The organism is Intrasporangium mesophilum (assembly GCF_054783095.1).
Map to the genome: position 1 here is coordinate 99,233 of NZ_BAAGRF010000001.1, position 18,615 is coordinate 117,847.

The 18,615-nt window shown below is 68.0% G+C and carries 22 protein-coding genes; 8 read left to right on the forward strand and 14 right to left on the reverse strand.

Annotation, left to right across the window (positions count from 1 at the left end; all coding sequences use genetic code 11):
* Positions 1-107: 107 nt before the first annotated feature.
* From ACYVLP_RS00520 to ACYVLP_RS00530, 3 genes are all read right to left on the reverse strand, one after another.
* Positions 108-641 carry a hypothetical protein gene (locus tag ACYVLP_RS00520; RefSeq protein WP_460625390.1) on the reverse strand — a complete coding sequence of 178 codons (534 nt, stop codon included), beginning with the start codon at positions 639-641 and terminating at the stop codon, positions 108-110.
* Positions 638-1,204, reverse strand: coding sequence for an RNA polymerase sigma factor (locus ACYVLP_RS00525; RefSeq protein WP_460625391.1), 567 nt, complete (start codon positions 1,202-1,204; stop codon positions 638-640). The genes ACYVLP_RS00520 and ACYVLP_RS00525 overlap by 4 nt, the downstream gene beginning before the upstream one ends.
* A 150-nt stretch (positions 1,205-1,354) precedes the next feature.
* Complete coding sequence (locus tag ACYVLP_RS00530; protein ID WP_460625392.1) at positions 1,355-2,932, reverse strand: Na+/H+ antiporter; 1,578 nt, start codon at positions 2,930-2,932, stop codon at positions 1,355-1,357.
* A 177-nt stretch (positions 2,933-3,109) separates the two neighbouring features.
* Between ACYVLP_RS00530 and ACYVLP_RS00535 the strand changes: the two genes are divergently transcribed.
* Positions 3,110-3,319 (forward strand): hypothetical protein, encoded by a 210-nt coding sequence (locus ACYVLP_RS00535; RefSeq protein ID WP_460625393.1) that lies wholly within the window; start codon positions 3,110-3,112, stop codon positions 3,317-3,319.
* Here ACYVLP_RS00535 and ACYVLP_RS00540 read toward each other — a convergent pair whose 3' ends face one another.
* The 6 genes from ACYVLP_RS00540 to ACYVLP_RS00565 all read right to left on the reverse strand — a co-directional run bounded on the left by ACYVLP_RS00540 (position 3,320) and on the right by ACYVLP_RS00565 (position 8,974).
* Complete coding sequence (locus ACYVLP_RS00540) at positions 3,320-4,024, reverse strand: VIT1/CCC1 transporter family protein (protein ID WP_460625394.1); 705 nt, start codon at positions 4,022-4,024, stop codon at positions 3,320-3,322.
* The gene (locus ACYVLP_RS00545; protein WP_460625395.1) at positions 4,021-5,352 is read right to left on the reverse strand and encodes a DUF2252 domain-containing protein; all 1,332 of its coding nucleotides are present in this window, start codon (positions 5,350-5,352) and stop codon (positions 4,021-4,023) included. The genes ACYVLP_RS00540 and ACYVLP_RS00545 overlap by 4 nt, the downstream gene beginning before the upstream one ends.
* 539 nt (positions 5,353-5,891) lie before the next feature.
* A complete protein-coding gene (locus ACYVLP_RS00550; RefSeq protein ID WP_460625396.1) occupies positions 5,892-6,116 on the reverse strand; it encodes a hypothetical protein in 225 nt (74 codons plus the stop codon).
* 59 nt (positions 6,117-6,175) lie between these two features.
* Complete coding sequence (locus ACYVLP_RS00555) at positions 6,176-6,625, reverse strand: hypothetical protein (protein WP_460625397.1); 450 nt, start codon at positions 6,623-6,625, stop codon at positions 6,176-6,178.
* 361 nt (positions 6,626-6,986) lie between these two features.
* Positions 6,987-7,490, reverse strand: a complete 504-nt coding sequence (locus ACYVLP_RS00560; protein ID WP_460625398.1) for a hypothetical protein — start codon at positions 7,488-7,490, stop codon at positions 6,987-6,989.
* Positions 7,491-7,966: 476 nt separating this feature from the next.
* A complete protein-coding gene (locus tag ACYVLP_RS00565; RefSeq protein WP_460625435.1) occupies positions 7,967-8,974 on the reverse strand; it encodes a DUF4917 family protein in 1,008 nt (335 codons plus the stop codon).
* Positions 8,975-9,230: 256 nt separating this feature from the next.
* Here ACYVLP_RS00565 and ACYVLP_RS00570 point away from each other — a divergent pair, with 256 nt between their 5' ends.
* A complete protein-coding gene (locus ACYVLP_RS00570; RefSeq protein ID WP_460625399.1) occupies positions 9,231-9,425 on the forward strand; it encodes a transposase in 195 nt (64 codons plus the stop codon).
* 447 nt (positions 9,426-9,872) lie between these two features.
* Here the strand turns inward: ACYVLP_RS00570 and ACYVLP_RS00575 are convergent, their stop codons facing one another.
* From ACYVLP_RS00575 to ACYVLP_RS00590, 4 genes are read right to left on the reverse strand one after another with little or no spacing between them, the layout of a single operon-like run.
* Entirely contained in the window at positions 9,873-10,760 is an 888-nt protein-coding gene (locus ACYVLP_RS00575; RefSeq protein WP_460625400.1) for a HesA/MoeB/ThiF family protein, read from the reverse strand.
* Positions 10,757-11,278, reverse strand: coding sequence for a hypothetical protein (locus ACYVLP_RS00580; RefSeq protein ID WP_460625401.1), 522 nt, complete (start codon positions 11,276-11,278; stop codon positions 10,757-10,759). Before ACYVLP_RS00580 ends, ACYVLP_RS00575 begins: the two co-directional genes overlap by 4 nt.
* Positions 11,278-11,661 (reverse strand): hypothetical protein, encoded by a 384-nt coding sequence (locus tag ACYVLP_RS00585; protein WP_460625402.1) that lies wholly within the window; start codon positions 11,659-11,661, stop codon positions 11,278-11,280. The genes ACYVLP_RS00580 and ACYVLP_RS00585 overlap by 1 nt, the downstream gene beginning before the upstream one ends.
* Complete coding sequence (locus ACYVLP_RS00590) at positions 11,658-11,912, reverse strand: multiubiquitin domain-containing protein (protein ID WP_460625403.1); 255 nt, start codon at positions 11,910-11,912, stop codon at positions 11,658-11,660. Before ACYVLP_RS00590 ends, ACYVLP_RS00585 begins: the two co-directional genes overlap by 4 nt.
* Before the next feature lie 192 nt (positions 11,913-12,104).
* Here ACYVLP_RS00590 and ACYVLP_RS00595 point away from each other — a divergent pair, with 192 nt between their 5' ends.
* From ACYVLP_RS00595 to ACYVLP_RS00605, 3 genes are all read left to right on the forward strand, one after another.
* On the forward strand, positions 12,105-12,458 hold the full coding sequence (locus ACYVLP_RS00595) for a hypothetical protein (RefSeq protein ID WP_460625404.1): 354 nt from the start codon (positions 12,105-12,107) through the stop codon (positions 12,456-12,458).
* On the forward strand, positions 12,455-13,621 hold the full coding sequence (locus ACYVLP_RS00600; RefSeq protein WP_460625405.1) for an ImmA/IrrE family metallo-endopeptidase: 1,167 nt from the start codon (positions 12,455-12,457) through the stop codon (positions 13,619-13,621). The genes ACYVLP_RS00595 and ACYVLP_RS00600 overlap by 4 nt, the downstream gene beginning before the upstream one ends.
* Positions 13,622-13,936: 315 nt before the next feature.
* A complete protein-coding gene (locus tag ACYVLP_RS00605; protein ID WP_460625406.1) occupies positions 13,937-15,250 on the forward strand; it encodes an ABC1 kinase family protein in 1,314 nt (437 codons plus the stop codon).
* Between the two features lie 151 nt (positions 15,251-15,401).
* Here the strand turns inward: ACYVLP_RS00605 and ACYVLP_RS00610 are convergent, their stop codons facing one another.
* The gene (locus ACYVLP_RS00610) at positions 15,402-16,214 is read right to left on the reverse strand and encodes an AfsR/SARP family transcriptional regulator (protein ID WP_460625407.1); all 813 of its coding nucleotides are present in this window, start codon (positions 16,212-16,214) and stop codon (positions 15,402-15,404) included.
* A gap of 258 nt (positions 16,215-16,472) precedes the next feature.
* Here ACYVLP_RS00610 and ACYVLP_RS00615 point away from each other — a divergent pair, with 258 nt between their 5' ends.
* Genes ACYVLP_RS00615 through ACYVLP_RS00625 form a run of 3 tightly spaced genes read left to right on the forward strand, consistent with a single transcriptional unit; the run spans position 16,473 to position 18,615 of the window.
* Positions 16,473-17,168 carry a hypothetical protein gene (locus tag ACYVLP_RS00615; protein WP_452270814.1) on the forward strand — a complete coding sequence of 232 codons (696 nt, stop codon included), beginning with the start codon at positions 16,473-16,475 and terminating at the stop codon, positions 17,166-17,168.
* Positions 17,169-17,170: 2 nt separating this feature from the next.
* Positions 17,171-17,473 carry a hypothetical protein gene (locus ACYVLP_RS00620; protein ID WP_460625408.1) on the forward strand — a complete coding sequence of 101 codons (303 nt, stop codon included), beginning with the start codon at positions 17,171-17,173 and terminating at the stop codon, positions 17,471-17,473.
* A complete protein-coding gene (locus ACYVLP_RS00625) occupies positions 17,473-18,615 on the forward strand; it encodes a hypothetical protein (RefSeq protein ID WP_460625409.1) in 1,143 nt (380 codons plus the stop codon). The genes ACYVLP_RS00620 and ACYVLP_RS00625 overlap by 1 nt, the downstream gene beginning before the upstream one ends.

The following is an 18,615-nucleotide window of genomic DNA, read 5'->3' on the forward strand; positions in this document are numbered from 1 at the left end:
CGGCCCTACCTCGACGGCGGACCTCAGCCAGCCGATGACCACCCTGCGGCGAGGTGACGCGCACCCAGGCCTGGTGAGCCCGGGTGCAATGTGCGACAACGCTGGTGTCAGCAGGCTCCGCCCGACCACGTGACCGCTACCGGAGAGGTCGCGTCTGCCGGGCTCGAGCCGCTGGTGATGATGTCGAGCTCAGCGCCGGCCGCGATCTGGGCCTGTCCGAGGGTGAAGCGGAGTCCGCCGTCGATCTTGGCGAGCTGGATCGTGCAGATGGTCGGATCGACTGGATGACTCGTGGTTGGGGACCTTCCGTCAACCTGGGAGAACCCCGCGACGTACGACACCTTTGCATTCACGCCCTTCGCTGCCAGCGCGTGTTCGAGTCCAGTGACATCGGAAAGGTCGTAGATCGTGACGATCAGACTCCCGTGGGCTCCGGCCTCCACGGCATACGCGCCGCTCGGTCCGGTGAGGCCGATGCCCAAGGTGACGGCGAAGACAGCCGCGGTGCCGGCCAGGCCGGCCGCGAAGCCCACGGAACGGTGACGACGCCGTCGGGATGCAGCGGACGCAGTCCTGGCATGGGCGCTGACGTGCTGGCGCAGCTCGGTGAGCAGGGACTGTTCGAACGTGTCGAGACTCATGGGGTGACCTCCTGGACGATTGGCGTGATGTGCTTCTGGAGCCGGGCCCGGCCTCGGTGAAGCCGGACCCGCGCGGTGCCTGGCTTCACCCCCAGCACTGCGGCGGCCTCGGTGACGGAGAGCCCGTCGATCGCCACCAGCTCCATCAGCTCGCGTTCGCGTCGCGGGAGGGCGGCAAGGGCGGAGTAGAGGTTGCGTGCGTCGCGCTCCGCGTCGATCTGCTCCTCGATGCGAGTGATCGAGTCGGAGTCGAGCAGGCGCCTCCCGGAGACGCGGCCGGCGATGCGACGTTCGCGCGCCTGGCGGCGAAACTCCTTGGTCACGACATGACGCGCGACTCCCACGAGCCAGGCCGCCGGTGCGCCTCGATCCGGCCTGTACGAGGATGCGGAGTCGATCGCGGCCAGAAACACCTCCGCGGTGAGATCTGCCGCAAGGTGCGGGTCCTCGACGCGGCGCGCGACGAACCGCCGGACCGTGACGAGGTGTTCCCGATAGAACGCCTCGAATGCATCAGGGTCTGCCGCGATACGCGCGAGGTCGGGATCCCGAAAGGAGTTCACACCTGATCTTGTTCCCTCGACTGCCAGGCGTTACGTCCGACTTTGGAACGCGCCTCCGTGGACAGCCTTCACATGAGCCCGACCCGGGGCCGTGCCATGGTCATGGCCGAACTGAAGATTCTCTTCTTGGCCTCGGTGTCCTGACGGGTCTCAGTCCAGAGGGTTCGCCCGAGAGAACCGCACCTCTTCCTGGTCGAGTCGTGTCTGGACCCGGCGTAGCACGATGTCGTCGATGCGCTGCTCGTCCCGCAGTTCCAGGAGCGCCTCGCGGCGTCGGGCGATGAGAGCGAGTGAGAGGTTTCGGTACTGGTCGTCGTGCTGGATGACGATGTCACCCTCCTCGCCGACGGTGGTGATCAGCTTCCGCTGCTTGTCCAGCTCGTGGCGCACCCGTTGGACGACCTTGTCACCGCTGCCGAGCTCGTTGGCCGTGGTGTCGAGAGCCTCGATCGCTGCGTCCAGGGTGTACTCGTCGGCGAACTGGAGCTCCTCGGCGACCGAGGTGTCGGCTGGCAGTCGGGCGAACCGCACGACCGACGGCAGGATCAGCGCCTGCAGGAGGGTCAGCACGATGACGCCGCAAGCGATGAGCACCATGAGGTCCCTGCCGGGGAACGGGGCGCCGGAGTCGAGTGTGTGCGGTACGGCCAGGACCGCGGCGAGGGACACGGCACCGCGAAACCCGGCGGCCGCGCTGACGGTGCGTTGTCGGGCCGGCACCCGACGCAGCCGCTGGGCGGGACGCCGATCGAGGAGCCGGATGACGTACGGCGTGGTGTAGACCCACGCCCACCGCACCCCGATCACGACGGCGGTGACGACGAGGATGTCGAGCAGGGCCTGCAGTATCGAGGTGCTGTTCAGCGCGTGGAAGGCGGACTGCGCCGAGAGTCCGATCAGGACGAAGAGCGCGCTGCTGAGCACCGTGGTGGACAGCGCCCAGAAGGGGAGGGCGATCTGGCGCGTCGCGGCACCGGTGATCCGTGGCGTCACCTGGCTCATGAACAGTCCGCAGACGACGACGGCCAGCACGCCTGAGGCATGGGCGACGTCGGCGAGCAGGAACGCAACGAACGGGGTCACCAGCATGGCGATGCTCTCGAGCATCGGGTCGTCCATCCGGCGGCGGACCTGCCAGCTGAGCAGTCCGATGAGGACGCCGGCGAGCACGCCTCCGATGTAGGACCACACCAGCAGCCAGGTCACGTGCCAGCCGGTGAGCTGCTCCTCGCCTACGGTCACGCCCACAGCCAGGCCGTAGAGGACGAGCGCGGTGCCGTCGTTGACGAGGCTCTCGGCGCGCAGCACAGTGACCGTGCGGCGTGGCAGGTCGCCGGCCAGGGTGCCGACCGCCGTCGCGTCGGTGGGCGCAAGCGCGGCGCCGAGCACCCACGCCGGCCCCCACGGGAGGCCGAGCGCGTGCGCAGCGGCGGCGATCGCGGCAGCAGTGGCTACGACCAGCACCGTGCTGGTGAGAACCACGACCCGCAGGTTGTTCCGGATCTCCCGCAACGAGGTCGTCAGGCTCTCCCAGTAGAGCAGCGCGGGCAGGAACACGAGGAGCACGACCTCCGGGGGCAGCTGGGCTTCCCGTAGGTGTGGCACGAACCCGACCAGCACGCCGACCAACACCAGCAGGATGGCCGGCGCGATCGGGTAGCGCTGCGCGAGCGCGCCGCACGCGACCAGAGCGACCCCCAAGACCACGACCATCTCGAGTCCAAACACGAACTCATCTTGGCCAGTCCGCGTGTCGCTCGACCACTTAAGCGGACGGCCATTAGTCCTACGAAGACAGGGGCGCGGCGGCTCCAGGTTGTCCGCACCGGTCGACCGCACCACGCCCAGGCCTCGATCTGCCCGCCCAAGCGTGGATCGCTCGAGTCGCCGCCACGTCTGCCCGCCGTGACCACGCCGCTCGTGAAGAACCTCGCGGAGGAACCGATCAACTGGGCGATCACATGTGTGAGCGCGCTTCGCACCAAAGGGCGGCGGTATGCCGCGCCTGGGCCGCAGCTTTATCGCGGCGCGCAGAGGTGGGAGGGGTTTCTGGGTGGTGGTGATCTGGGCGCGACCGATCAGTCCACGACGCTCCTGATGTCGGAGTCCCGGTGATCAGCTGAGGAAGAGCGTGCCGGACGCCAGCGTCAGCAGCATGGCCAGCATCCCGATCGACACAGTGCGGACCAGGGTGCGCCACACCTTGGTCCCACCCGTGGCAGAGAGGACCAGCGACGTGACCGTCAATGAAACGATCACCGCGAGGAAGATGACCGAGACCCTCAATGCATTGGGGGCCAGCGCGACGGACAGCATCGGCACGAGAGACCCCAACCCAAACGCGAGCCCGGCCGCGACGCCACTGACAACGGGTGAAGGCTGTGGGGCTCCGAGAACTATCCCGTGCTCGGCTTCGAGGTGGGCTGCCAGCGCGTTCCGCCGGGAGAGCGCCTGCGCGACCTCGTGGGCCAGCCGCGATGGCAGCCCCCGACGTTCGTAAGCCTCGACCAGCTCGGCCATCTCCTCCTGCGGGGAGAGACTCAGCTGACGCTGCTCCTCCTCGAGGATGGCCAGGCGCGCCTCGAGTTCGGCGGCCTCCTCGCCGTACTTCGCACCGCCGAGAGCGATCCCGCCACCGACGATCGCGGAGAACCCGGCAACGAGGATCGTCGTAGTACTGGCCCCCGCGCCGGCCAGCCCCTCGACGACGCCGGCCGTGACGATGATCCCGTCATTGACCTCGACCATCATCGAGCGCAGCCACGCTGCGCCGTAGCCGCGCCCGGCGACGGCGGCCAGTCGTGGCCCGACCCAGCTCATCGGGACGATCGGCCCAGCGCTGCGACGAGATCGGCGTGGTCGGCCTCGTTGCGGTCGGCGTAGCTCGCGGCGAACACGGTCATCGCCGTCGTGAAGGTGGGGTTTCGGCCCAGATAGGCGTCGATCGCCGTGGGATCGCCCGACCGGGCGTGAGCCTTGGCCAGCGCGGCTCCGCAAGCGCGGGCAAAATCGGCGAGGACCCGCCGGAGCAGATTGCTGTCAGGGATGACCTTCATGTCGCGGAACTGGCGCACATAGAAGTCGGCTCCCCCGAAGCGGGTCCAGCCGGCGAACATGTCGCTGGCGCTCTGGATCAGACGCTTGCCGTTGATCACCCGCTCGGCGTGATTTGCGTAGGGGCTTGGCCCCAGGTGCTTCTCATAGACCGAAGGTCCGGCCTGCTTGACCTGGAGGAAGAGCGGCTCGTCCCGCGGACCGCTCAACAGGATCAGGTAGACCTGCATCCCGACACTGCCGACACCGACGACCTGGCGAACGGTATCGACGTGGGTGAAGTTGCTCAGGCAGACCTGACGGTCCGGCAGCAGGGTCTGCCGGTACTGCTCGAAGATCTGGTGTGCGATGTCGACCTGCACCGGCTCCGGCAGGTGGGTCGTCCGCGGCGGCTCCTCACGAATCCTGAGCCGACCGTCCACGCGCTCGACCAGCCGATCGAAGGCTCCCTGGCTCGTACGCTTGCGCGCCTTCTTGGCAATGTGCTCGCGCGCCGGCTCGCGGGCATCACGTGGAAAGTAACCGATCAGCTCCTCCACGTGGATCGCGTCATACCAGATCTCCAGCTGGCCGGCCGTCGCGTACCGTCGCATGCGCTTGCGGTATTCGCCGACACAGGTGCGCACCGCGTCCAGACCGACCTCGTCGGGGCGCCCGTTCTCCCGGGCGATCACCACGAGGCTGGTTGCCAGGCGCTTGATATCCCACTCGAACGGTCCGGTCAGCGTCTCGTCGAAGTCGCGCAGAGCGAAGGCCAGGTTGCGCTCGGGGGTTGCCCACAGACCGAAGTTGAGGACGTGCGCGTCACCGGACATCTGCACCATCAGTCCCGTGTGGGCGTGCCCGGCCAGATCCGCCGCCATCACGGCCGCGGCGCCCCGGAAGTAGCTCCACGGCGACAACGCCATCCGCTCATAGCGCAGCGGCAGCAGCGTCGGCACCCGGATAGGCTCCTGCGCGCGAAGTTGTTCGAGCGCGGGCGCGCCGTCCGGCCTGCGCTGCCACTGTGCCTGCTCCGTTCTGGGCACGATTCTGCGCGACGCACGGCCGACCGCCCGCCGTTCGGCGTGCGGCAGTCGCCCGCCAGTGACCACCTGCCGACCTTCTTGCTTGCTCGGAAGATCTGCTGGCATGTCAGTGATCACCTCCGCTCTCGCGCTGAGCGACACGCAGACTGCGTTCCCCGGGAGTGGTGGACTTTGGGGTTGAACCTCGGTGTCTACCCGCCGCTGTCGATCGCCGTGACGGGTCCAGTATCGCTGGTGGGTTTGGGGAGTGCTATCGAAGCTACGGCGAGGTGGCGGCGGTCGCCTCACCCTCTGGCGGAAAGACTCGGCATAACGGCACTTGAACCGTCCGTTTCGCGGCCGTGCCCGGATGCCGAGGCTCGATCGTCGGTCTCAGTCCCGCCGGCACTGTGCGGCGGGGGTGGGCATTGAGGCTCAGCGAGAGGCAGAGGCTGTCGTGAGCTTCCTCGCGTTCGACACGGCCGATCATCCTGCGACCGGTGCGTCTTGAGGTCGGCCCCGAGCCCGGCCGCACGGCAGGCCTCGGTGAAGTCGCGCACGTCGCCCCGGCCGCCGCGCCAGGACGAGGAGGCGACCGAGTATGCCGTGGTGGTCGTGGGCCACAGTCAGAAGCCGTCGTGGTGCTTGGCCGTCAGGACGGCATCGCGCGCTCCGCCCGGGCCGCGGTCTCGACCCACTGGTGTACGTCGTTCGGACGGCAGGGACGTGTCGGGGTGGAGTGTCCCGTCGCTCCACTCGACGCCGTTGAACGTGTTGATCCCGAGATGGAAGAAGAGCCCGAAGCCGGCCCGTTGGCATGCGAGCTGGTCGGGGCGTGCTCGCCGCCTCACACGCCCCTGTCTGAAGTCTGGGTCACGATCTTCGGGCCGGCCGGTGCCGGGGCCGACCCTTACCGTCTGGTGGACTCCATCACCCAGTTTGGTAACCAGGTCGAGCCACCATCGCGCGAGAAGGCCTGCTCCCATCGAGCCGTGGTGTCACTGATGTCGGTCCAGAGGAACCGGACGCGCACCGGGACGCCGTCCCATGCTTCGTCATTCATGAACTCCCCGCGACCATTGACGAAGCGACCTGTCACGGGCGTGGTGATGACTGGTGCCGACCGGCTGATCCAGTAGAGAGACCACAGGCTGGTCGCGGGGTCGTAGAGCCGGACGGTCAGCCCGGCCCATCCCTTCGTGGGAAAGGTGATCTCGTCGATGTTCGCGGCGCCGTCAAAGTGTCGCGCGGCCACGCTCACCGCTGGAAACTCCTCCCACGGGCTCGCCTCATCGAGGTAGTCGACGCGCCGACGATTGGCGATATCCCACGTGCCCACGTAGAAGTCGAAGTCACCCATGGCGCCACGGTATGCCGCAGCGCCGACACGGGCAGGGCCCGCGGTCATCGACATGGTCGAGACGGCGGCGGCGTGACCCATACGTTGACAGGAGATCGCCGAGTCGATGTCCAGATCTGAGGCCGGGCCCGTCGTAGCGTTGGGCCCGTCGGCGGCGAAAAGAAGCATCTTACATACACGTGTGGCGCCGAAGGGCCACGTGCATCGGTGAGGCGTGATCTACCGGAGCAGCTCTTTAGCCGGCACATCAGACGGACTCGAGACCCATCACACTGCGTACCATCGCCGCCATGAACGCGAATTGCGGGCCGATCTAATGGACTAAGTTTGCTGGGCTGCAGGCCCGGATCTCGATGAGGCGTCAATCCCCAGCATGGCCCAAAGGTGGCTCAGATTCCTCATTAGCGCCTGCGACTGCGGGGGGCGGAGGAGACTTAGCGATCGCTATGAGTCCTTCCATCCAGGTATCTGGGATTGTCTTGTGGCCCTCTTCGGAGGACAAGGCATATTTCAACATCCAGTGGTCACTCGTCTCAAGGACATGCTGAGCCATTTTGTTCTTGAGATTCTCTGGCGCACTTTCAATATCTTGTCCGTTTGCTTCAAGGGCCGCCTTTACAGCAGCGTAGACGTCTGCCATTTGCTCGGCATAGGCCTCTCCATCGGGGGCGTCCAGCGCTGGCCAAGACGCGAGAGGCACCAGGAGATCGCCTTCGCCACCGTCACCCCTCAGGCCCTCCGGCAAATCTACATGAACCTCGCGCTCTCGCCCCGTGAGCGCCTCAATGGCCTGCTTCCCAGCGCTCCATGCGCCATCGACCACCCTTCCGCCGAAGGCGGCTGGGATCGAGAGAGCGGTGAGCACGGCGGCTATCTTTTGCTTGCGACTGTAGGGGGACGCGTGCTTGCCCCCATATTCAGTTCCCACGAGCGCCCCCTTCGACGCCAACGCCCCGGTCCAAGTGCCAAGTGCCAAGTGTACGCTTGCATCGCTCCAAGGCCGGGCGAACCGGCGGACGCCCACGCACCCTGAGCGGTGCGAGCCGAACCCAAATGCTCACCGCGGCCTTGACGGAAGCCAGGGATCGACGCCAATGGACCGCTTGGGGCAACCACGTCCATGGTCCGCTCACCGAAGTCCCGGATCGACCGTGGCGTCCCGCCTTTGAGTGCCGCGGCCACCTCGGGTGAGTGCGATCGGTTGGCCCGGAGCTAAGCAGGTCCGGCGACGAGCTGGGCCCGCTCGCGGCGGAAAGACGCATGCCGTCCTCCCGACTAGCGCGGCAGTCCACGCCGACACATCTCTGCGTATCGGCACGTGAAGTGCTGAAGACGCGGCACCTAACCGATGTTGAGGCGCGGGTCACCAAGGGGGTGAGTCTCGCTGTCGAAGAAGCACACCTTATGTCTACGCAGCGCCTTTGACACGCCGGCCTTGAAGTCGACGATGTCTTCCGGACGTTGGTGCGGGTAGACGGCCACCGCGATTTTTCGCCCAGGCCCGCTTCGCAATGCCCTGATGATGTGGGTGTCCCAGTCGGAGAGCGAGTGGCCGACGACCACGGTGTTTTCCTCGTCGTCCCGAAGTGTGTCATAGCTGTGGAGCAGGTACGGGGACCGTCGGATCGCCTGCATCTTGGCCCGCCACGTTCCTTCGGACACAAAGAGCGGGCGGCGCGAGGAAGACGGGGTGTACCGGCCAGCGATGTCGAGGAGATTCCCTCGGTCACTGTTGGTCCACTTCCCGTTGTTGCCATCGTCGTCCTGCCACAGGTGTATGGCTCCGTGGAGGTAGTAAAGGGCGGTCCAGCCCTGCCAGATCTGGGTCCGACTCGCATCGAAGAGGTTGCCGTTGCCCCAGAACAGATCTGCGACGCGGACGCCCTGAAGCTCATGGATATAAGACCAGTACAGCGTTAGGTCGTAGTTGGTGGTGAACACCGTCTCGAAGTCGTCGATGGCTTCGGCGATGCGCCGGTGCCGATCGATCGGGAACAGGTTCCAGTCGATGTGGATGTCACGGATGGTTTGGAAGAGGGCATCACGCACCCCTTCGTAGAGGTCGTCAACGTCGTCAGTGTTGGCGCCCAACGCATTCATAACCAGGTGGGCGTGGTGGATCGCTTCGAGTACCGCCTCGAAGTTGGTCGTGTCGAGGTCGTTGAACAGCTCGTCGGCTTCACGGTCCAGCTCCGCCTCGTCGCGGAGAGTGGCGTACCGGAATCTCGACCAGAGGTTAATGGAACAACCGTTCCCGAGGAGGAGGGTCGGCCAAGACTTCTCGGCCAGCGTGTCCCAGTCGAGGAGAGTCGAGTCGACGGCGGTGGCGTGCTCGGAGGGCTGTGTCAGTCACAGGTCGACGCTAGAGGTGGTGAGCAACAACCGCCTCTCGGTCAGGGTGACGAACGAGGGCGCCGCGTCCTGACGACAACCAGGTTCGCCGTCTCCGGTACTCCTTCAACACGGCCGCCCGATGGCCGTCGACGCCAAGCTAGGGCGATCAAGAAGGAAGTGCGCTCCGCCGTCACCGACCGGGGCTCGCACTGGTGGACCTGTTGGGCGTCGGTCCCGCCGGTGCCGCCGGATCCTGTGTGACGTCGGTCGCGTGACCCGGTTCCCCGACCGCAACCACTTCGCCTCCTGTACGGGCACCGCACCCCTGGACCCCTCCTCCGGCGACCAGATCCGGCACCGGTTCTCGTGCGCCGGGGCCCGCAGGCTCAACCACGTCCTGCACATGGCCGCGATCGTGCAGATCCGCCACGACACCAAGGCCGGGCCTACTGCCGTGGCTCGCTGAGTCCAAGACACCGATGGAGGCGCTGCGGTGCCTCAAACGCCGGCTCTCTGACGCCGTCTACCGGCAGCTGAAGGGCGACACCGCCGCGCCGGACCCGGGCGCTGCCCAGGTCGGTGTCGAGGCGGGGCCCGGAGGGTACTCGGGGGCGTCATCACAATCCAGCGCGGCCGACCTGTCCACCCCGGTCATCGGCTCTTCGGACCAGCCACTTCCCGGGCCCGCAGGAACGACGCTACCCGCACCCCAGACCCATGCGAAGGCCGCCGCGGGCTCGGCTCCAAGCTCCCTGCGACGACGCGCCGAAGCTGTCAAGGTGCAGCGTCCCACCGGACGAACGAACGTGACGGCGACAAGCGCTGGCGCACACTCCCGGAGCCCGAAAACCGCGGCCTTGACACATGGAGACCAGATTCGGAACACCGTGGGTGTCGTACAACGTCGTCTTGGTCATGCGCCGACGTTGGGCACCGCCGACATGCGCCGGCAGCCTCCGGGCCGGACTGAGGCCTTCTCGCGCCAGCGGTGACAGAACAAGCACTCGGGGTGCCCGAGGCTCGTGTTTCGGCGAACGGTTGAGGTGTTGCCGATGTACGTCACCTGCCGCGTCGGCTCACGCAGGCCGGTGAGGAACATCAGCGCTTCGGTGCACGACAGGGATGCGACTACGCCGTTGATGGTGACCACCGACGGGCCGGACCCGCCGAGGTCGTCGCCGTCGAGGCCGTACATCTTGTTCCGTTCGGCGAGCTGCGGGGTAGGCATCTGCTCCCGGGCCACCTCGGCCATGTCGATGAGGTTCAGGCAGACCAGGCATCCGGTCCCGTCGTGGCTGAACACGACCCGACCGCCGTAAGTAAGCTCCTCGTCGTCCTGGCCCGGAATGATCTCCGAGGCGAGGTCCAGGTAGGCCACGCCGGCCTGGGAGCACAGCTTGACGGCCTCTAGGCGCGGCGACTCGAGGTCGAAGCAGCCGACGACCACGGTCGCGGTGGCAAGCGCCGCGATTATGTCGTCTCGGACGTCCGGATCGCCGACGCGGCCGAAGATCTCGACCGGCGTGGCGTCGGGGTGCTGCGACTTCACGACCCGAGTCGCGATCTTGATCTTCTCGGTGCCGACGTCGTCCGGAACAGCCCCGATGAGCCGGTTCAGGTTGGTGTCTTCGACGACGTCAAACTCGACGAACGTCCAGTCGCGCACGCCGGCATAGGCCAGTTGCTGCACGACGTGCATGCCGTTGCCGCCGGTGCCGAGGATGACGACGTGCGCTGCGCGGATGCGCTCCTGGCCTTCTTTGCCGAAGAGGCGCTCCTGGCGGTCGTACCGGTTACTCATGCCAACTCCTCCACGTGGGTGACGCGACCGACCGCGACCCCGGTCGGGGTCAGGGTGTGCTCGCCGATTACCAGCTGACCGATGCTGGAGGGGGCGGCGTCCTTGGACGCCCATGCAAGGGAGTCGTGGTCCTTGCGGCCACCGACGACGATGGCAGCGTACGGGTGACCACCTAGCCGCCACACGAGCCGCGGTGCCCCATCTGCGAGGCCGCGCAGGTCCGTGGTGCTGAAGGTGGTTGGGAGTCGGCCCACGCCGTGGGAATGAATCTCGACGAGCCCGGCGCCGTGCATCGTGGCCCACTTGAGGGCGCGCGGGCGCACGTCATCGGCGAGCTCGACACCGGTCGACCCCTGGTACTCGTAGTCCTTCTCGTCGTCCAGGTACATGACGTCGACGACGGCCCACATCCCCGCGGCGGTGGGTACTGCGGCGAGGAACGCCATCCTTTCGGACGGCCAGTCGAGGTAGGTGTGCAGGTCGTCCCAGGTCGATTCAGGGATGTTGAGGGTCTTCATTAGGCCCCCTCGGCGAACCGGGTCTGGAACGAGCGCGCGAAACCGAGCATGTTCGGCCCGCGGTCCGGATCGACCGTCGGCACCCATGTCTCTGGACCCCATGAGAACACGCTCCAGGTGCCCGGGAACGGGACCTCGGCGGACATCGTCCAGTTCTCCGGTGTCTTCCCATTGTGGGTCAGCTCGCGGGTGTTTACGTAGAACGCGTACGGCGGCGTCTCCCGGTCCGGCCGGATCTGGAAGGCGACGTCGACTGTCGCCACCGACCAGCCGTCGAGCAGCTGCCAGCCTGGCAGTAGCACCCAGTGGCCGGTGTCCAGGTAGGACAGATTCGGCCACTGGGTGCGCAGCAGGTCGACCTGCTTGGTGACCCAGTCGGTCACCGGGACCCCCGCTTGAACTTGACCTTCTTGCTGAACCCCTGGCCGGGCTTCACGTCGACGACCTCGTCCTCGCGCAGGTCGCGCTCGTCGTTGGTCTTCAGGTCGACCATCACGACCGGCTGGTCGGCGCCCCAGCCAGCCAGCTCCCGGATCTGGGCCACCGAGATGGTCGGCTCGGACCATGGGCGGACGTCGCCGTCCAAGTTGACCTCGTACTTCGGACCCTGGAGGGTCTCCACTGCGTTCGACACGGTTCTTGCTCCCCTCTCGCCTTCGCGAGCCTGGTGGCGATCTCGGTCGAAGCCGCGACCGCCGACTACATGAAACCTTCCGACGATGTCAGTGTAGCAGGCAAGATCTCGCGCAAGTGGTTCATTTCTTTCTCGTGGACCTGCGCGTGGCGAAGTTGTCCGATGCACCTGTGAAGGGGCAAACTCTGAGGGGTGATCGTGGTGGTAGCGGACGAACGGCTCAATCAGCTGCTCTCGACGGGCGCTCTCATCACCGCTACGTGGCCGCGTGCAGCAGAGGACGTCCGCATGCTTATCGCGGTGCTCCGCTTCACGATCCCCACACTGGCCGACGTCCTCGGGACCGGGCTCGTCACCCTCCCCGCGGCAAGTGCCCGAACCGACGAGGTCACCCTCGCCGCCGGGCAGGCGACACTCCATGCGCTCGCGCTCGCTCAAAATGGTGAACGAGTCGCCGATCCGCAACGAAACGCACACCAGGTCTTCAGGCTCGACGTCCGGGACGTTGCAGCCGAAGGGCGTTCAGCATCGAAGGTCGCACGATGAACCGGATAGACATCGCGGGCACCCCAGCCCGGCACCCCAACGAGCTCCAGCCTGACTGGGCATTGCACCCCGGCACGCTCCTCGCCCGCTACCTTGACCAGCACGGCATCCGACAGTCCGAGCTCGCCGAACGAACCGGCCTGACCACCAAGCACGTCAATCAAATCGTCAAGAAAACCGTCGGGATTACCCCCGACGTCGCCGTGCTCCTCGAAACCGCACTCGGGACACCTCATCGCTTCTGGGCCCAAGCCGGCGCGGACTGGGACATGTACGTCAGCGAACAAAGGGCCACAACGTCCCTTCAGGAAGCGTCCACCTGGGCCCTCGGGTTCGACCGGACAACGCTCCTGCGGCACGGCATTATCACCAAAGCCGACCCCGCCACCGAACTCACCCGGAAGGTGCTGCAGTTCTTCCGGGTCGCCAGCCCTGCCGCATTCGAAGCATCGTGGCTACGGCCACGCACATCGTTCAAACGGAGCCAGGCCTACACGGTCCATGGCAACAACACCGCGATGTGGCTCCGCCTTGTCGAGCATTACGCCGAACAACTCGACCTGCCGGCGCCGTACAAGCCAGCAGTACTCCGCAATGCCGCGACCAAGATCCCCCGCTACACGACGATGCCGTTCACGGCCGGCTTCGAGGCCGCCCAAACCGCACTCGCAGAAGCCGGCGTCGCGCTCATCTTCGTCCGGCAAGTCGCCGACACGCGAGTATGCGCTGCAACTTGGTGGGTGGACGACACGCCTGTCATCGGCATCACTGAACGAGGCCGCAGGACCGACGGCTTCTGGTTCAGCATCCTCCACGAGATCGGCCACATTCTGTTCCACGCCCGACGCACCACCTTCCTTGACCTTGAGACCGACAAACACGAGAGCACCCACACAGCAGACCTGGCCGAAGCCGAAGCAAGTCGTTACGCCGAGGACACCCTGATCCCCGACTCGGCGAGGGTCCGGATCGCCACAGCAAAGACGAAACAAGATCTCCTCCTCCTGGCAGCGGAACTGAACGTCAGCGCCGCCATCGTCGCCGGCCAGCACGGACACATCACCCAGAACTGGCGCACCGGTGGGTCGCTGCGCACCAGATTCACCGAGGACGACATCGCTCGCCTGGAGGAGCTCAGCAACTTCCGCGCAGCCAAGGCGTAGCGCCTTTGAGGCGGGCGCAACTGCCCAGGGGCTACGACTCACGTCATTCTGGGCGGAATGGCCGCCCCAGAGAGTGATGGGCCCACAAGCCGCCAGGACCTTCCAAGGCTTCGGGAAGGCATGCGCTCCCTTGTTCTGAAGGTAGGCGACTCGACGCACTCATGCCGAACCGTCCGAGCCCCAAGCGCCGATCGACACCGACGCCTGTCGTGGACACGCTGAGCCTCGAAGGAGTGCACCCCATGGAACGACGGCTCCCAGTCTGACCCGACGGCGGGTCGCGCCATGCGCCGGGTTTGCTGGGACGATTTCTGGGTGGAGCTCCCCACCCGTGCCCTGACCCGGGGCGTCCGGCTGGCCACGGTCCCGGCCGCGTTCGTGGGCCGCAGCGTCGTCGGGCTAGGCAAGCGGGTGGGCGGCCGGCCCGCCGAGGCGATCGCTGCAGAGGTGCAGGCACGCACCGCCGAGCAGCTGTTCGGTGTCCTGGGACAGCTCAAGGGTGCGGCGATGAAGGGCGGGCAGTGGCTCTCCGCCATGGAGGCGGCCCTGCCGGAGCAGCTGGCCGGACCTTACGGCGAGGCGCTGACGAAGCTGCAGGAGGCGGCACCCCCGATGCCGACCCGCACGGTGCACGACGTGCTCGCTCACGAGCTGGGGCGCCGGTGGCGCACCCGGTTCACCGAGTTCGACGACGAGCCGGCGGCCGCTGCGAGCATCGGTCAGGTGCACCGCGCCGTCTGGCACGACGGCCGCGAGGTAGCGGTCAAGGTCCAGTACCCGCACGCGGGCGAAGCGCTGGCGACGGACCTTCGACAGCTGGACCGGCTCGTGCCCATCCTGCGCGTCGCTATCCCCGGCATCGAAGCCGGTGACCTCTTCAACGAGCTGACCACCAGGATCATGGCCGAGGTCGACTACCAGCAGGAAGCCGAAGCCCAGACGGCGTTCGCACGGGTCTTCCGCGACGACCCCGACTTCGTCGTGCCCAGCGTGGTCGACGTCGCTTCGCGCGTGCTCGTCACCGAGTGGGTCGATGGCACCTCGGTGGCCCAGATCGCTCGCCACGGCACCGAGGCCGACCGCGACCGGGCCGGTCTGCTGCTGTGCCGCTTCCTACTGTCGAGCCCACCGCGGGTCGGTCGGCTGCACGGCGACCCGCACCCCGGCAACTTCCGGCTTCTCGACGACGGGCGGCTCGCGGTCGTCGACTTCGGCTCGACATTGAGCACGCCCGACGGGTGGTCGGCCAGGCTAGCTGCGCTGCTTCGCGCCGGGCGCGACCGTGACGCCGACCGCCTCCTCGAGGTGGCGACGGCCGCTGGGCTGGTGCGCGGCGGCGAGGTGACCGCCGAGGCGCTGCTCGACCTGGTGGACCCGGTGCTCGAGCCGCTCCGGCAGGACCGGTTCACCTTCACCCGAGAATGGATGCGTGGCCTGACGACGCGGTTCTCCGACCCCCGGGGCGCCACCTCCCGCACCCAGCGCAGACTTCACATCCCCGTTCGGTATCTCCTCGTCCAGCGGGTCGCCGCCGGCACCACCGGGGTGCTGTGCCTGCTCGGCGCCTCGGTGCCGCTCTCCGCCGAAGCGGGCGCCTGGATGCCCGGCCTCGACGCGGCGGACGAGTGAGCAGTCCCAGCGCCGTATGCCGCCCTACCGCCCTACCGCCCTACCGCCCCACCGCCGCACCGCCGCGCCTACGCGTCGCCCGCCTACACCTCGCCCGCCCGCCGGCGACCGCCGCCGGCGCCCGCCGTCGGCGCCCGGCCCCGACCGCAGGTCAGCGCTCTGCCGGCCCGTCGAACGACGTCGCCAGCACCGACGGGGACGCGCCGTTCACCTGCGCAGCCCCGTGAGGCACTCCCGCGCACTGGGAGAGCAGGGACAGGACCGCCTCCGAAGGCTCGATGCCCAGGCCCTGACGGAGAGCGCGGCGGCAGCTTTGAAAGGCACGCCTGGCCTCGATGAGGTTGCCCTCGGACAGGTGGATCGAGATGACGGCACGATGCGCACTCTCACGCAGGTCGTCGGTCCGCAGCGCCGCGAGGGCCGACTCGAGCGCGAGACCGTACTGCCCCTGCTCGGCGAGTCGACCCGCCGCAGCCTCGAGCACGTGCAGGCGCAGCTGGCGCAGCCGCTCGCGCTCGGCGTCGAGCCACGGGTCATCCCAGTCGGGCAGCAGCTCGCCGGGACCGACCCGGCCCTCGACAGAGGTCAGGGCGTCCGGCGCCCCACGGAGCACTGCATGGGCGCGGTCGATGAGGCCGCTGACGTCGATGTCGGGGGCCAGACCCAGCTCGACGACCCCGTGCGCGGCCACGACGAGGCCGGGCGCGGCCTGGTTGACCCGCCAGATGCCCGTGCGCAGGCTCGCGAGGGCTCGGTGCTCGGTCGTGTCGGACCACAGCATGCCGGCGAGACGGCTGCGACCGGTGCGCCCGCGCAGCGCGAGCAGCGCCACCAGCCGTTGGGCTCCCGCGGGCAGCGCCACGGGACGGCCGTCGACATCGACGGCGAAGGCTCCGAGCAGGCGGATGGAGACGAGCGGCGCCGCCCTGGGTCCTGGCAGTCGCACCCCCAAGTGCTCTGTCACGACGTTACCTCCTGCGCATCGCACGGGTCGTCTCGTCGACGTCGACGCCCGTCGCAGGTGTCTGCGTGCCGCCACCCGGGCGTCAACCTGGTACAGATAAGTCCGCGGAACCACGCGTTTGATACCTGACCATTTCCGACAGTACGCCTCCGGCCAGCGCCTCACTGGCGGTCCGGGAGAAGTGCCCCGCCATCGGGCCCGGTTGCGCGTGACATGGGTGTGACATCGACGTGACGTGACCCGAGCACCATCGCCGACATGAGCAGCTTCCCGGGAAGCCCGCGCACGGTGCCGGGCGCGATCGTCGCGGTCGACCCGCTCAGCCCGCTCGCCCGCACGGTGATCTTCCAGTACAACCCCGACGAGGTCACCCGCACCCTGCGACCGCGTGCCGCGCCGTCGGGCGGCAGCTCCGCGTCCGACGCGCACCGCATCTGGGGTGCGCCGACCGAGAGCATCTCGATGACGGTCGAGCTCGACGCGACCGACGGCCTCGAGAGCGGCGACCCGCTCGCGGCGACGACCGGCGTCGCCGGTCGCCTGGCGACCCTCGAGATGCTGCTCTACCCCAACAGCGTCACGATCGTGGCGAACGCCGCCCTGCTCCTCGCCGGGACCATCGAGGTGCTGCCGCCCGAGGCGCCGCTCACGGTCCTGGTCTGGGGCCCGGGCCGAGTCGTGCCCGTGCGTGTCGAGAGCCTGACGATCCGCGAGCAGGCCTTCACCACCGGCCTCATGCCGATCCGGGCCAGCGTCGAGGTCACCCTCGACGTGCTCTCCTACAACGACCTCTCGCCCACCGACCCCGGCTTCGCGTTGTTCCTCGTGCACCAGGTGCTCAAGGAGACGATGGCCTCCGTGGCCGCCGTGGCTTCCGTCGCGGGCACCGCTGCCGGCGCCCTCGGCGGCTCAGCGGGCGGCTCCGCCGGCGGCTCCGTCTCGATCGGGGGCTGACGATGTCTCGCTACTCCGACGTCGAGACCGCGACCTACGAGGCCGTCTCCGACGATGGCACCCGGCGTCTCGTGCGCTACTACCGGCGACGGTTCCCACCCGACCCGGCCGACCACACCACGCTGGCCCAGCATCTCGTCGTGCCCGACGACCGCCTCGACCTGATCAGCTTCCGCTACACCGGCGACCCCCTCGGCTTCTGGAGGGTCTGCGACGCCAACGCCGCCCTCGACCCCGACGCGCTCGTCGACGACGAAGCCGTCGGCACCGAGATCATCGTGCCGGTGCCGGGGGTGACCGGCTGATGTCGCTGCTGGGGGTGCACCTCACCGTCCTCGCCGGACCGACGGTGCCCACCCCCCTGCCGCCGGACGTCACGGCCCGGGTGCGCTCGGTCACGGTGACCGAGTCCGACGGCGCACGCTCCGCCTTCACCATCACCCTCGACGCCGGCCGGTCGGGCCCGACGGCCGTCTTCGACACGCCGCTGCTCACGACCTCACCACTCCGGGGCAACGCCCGCGTCGTCGTGCTGCTCACCATGGGCGCCCTTCCGCAGGTGCTGCTCGACGGGATCATCACCGAGACAGAGCTGACGCCCGGGAGCGCGTCACAGCACGCGGAGCTGCGCGTCACCGGTCACGACGTGTCACTGCTCCTCGACCGGCACGAAGTCTCCACCGAGCATGTCGGTCTCGACGACGCCCTCCAGGTGCAGACCATCGCGCTGCCGTACCTCGCGCGCGGCATCGTCGCGCAGGTCATCCCCCCACCGGTTCTCGACCCGCCGCTGCCCATCGAGCGCACCCCCACACAGCAGGCGACGGACTACGCGCACCTGCAGGCACTCGCGACGTACCACGGCTACGTCTGCTACATCAGCCCCGGACCGGTGCCGGGCCTGTCCACGCTCTACTGGGGCCCGCCGGTGCGGGTCGGCCTGCCGCAGAAGGCGCTGTCGGTCGACCTCGGCCCCGACACCAACGTCACCGGCTCCCCTACCTTCCGCGAGGACGTGCTCGGTCCGGAGCTCGTCGAGGGAGAGGTGCAGGACTCCCGCCTCGGCACTGTCGTGCCGCTGCGCACGGTCGGCTCCCTGCGTCCGCCGCTCGCGGCCCTGCCGGTATGGGCGGTGCACCAGGCCGACCTGCGCACCCGCCAGTTCCGTGACACGGGCCTGCCGGCGACGACCGCCCTGGGACGCGCGCAGTCGATGACCGACCGCAGCGTCAACTGCGTCACCGCCCAGGGCAACCTCGACGGCGGCGCCTACGGCTCCATCCTCCGCCCGCGCGGACTGGTCGGGCTGCGCGGGGCCGGCTGGTCCAACGACGGGCTCTGGTACGTCCAGCAGGTCGTCCACCACATCAGCCCGGGCAGCTACACCGCCGACTTCACGCTCGCCCGCGAGGGCTACGGCGCCACCGTCCCGATCGTGAGGGTCTGA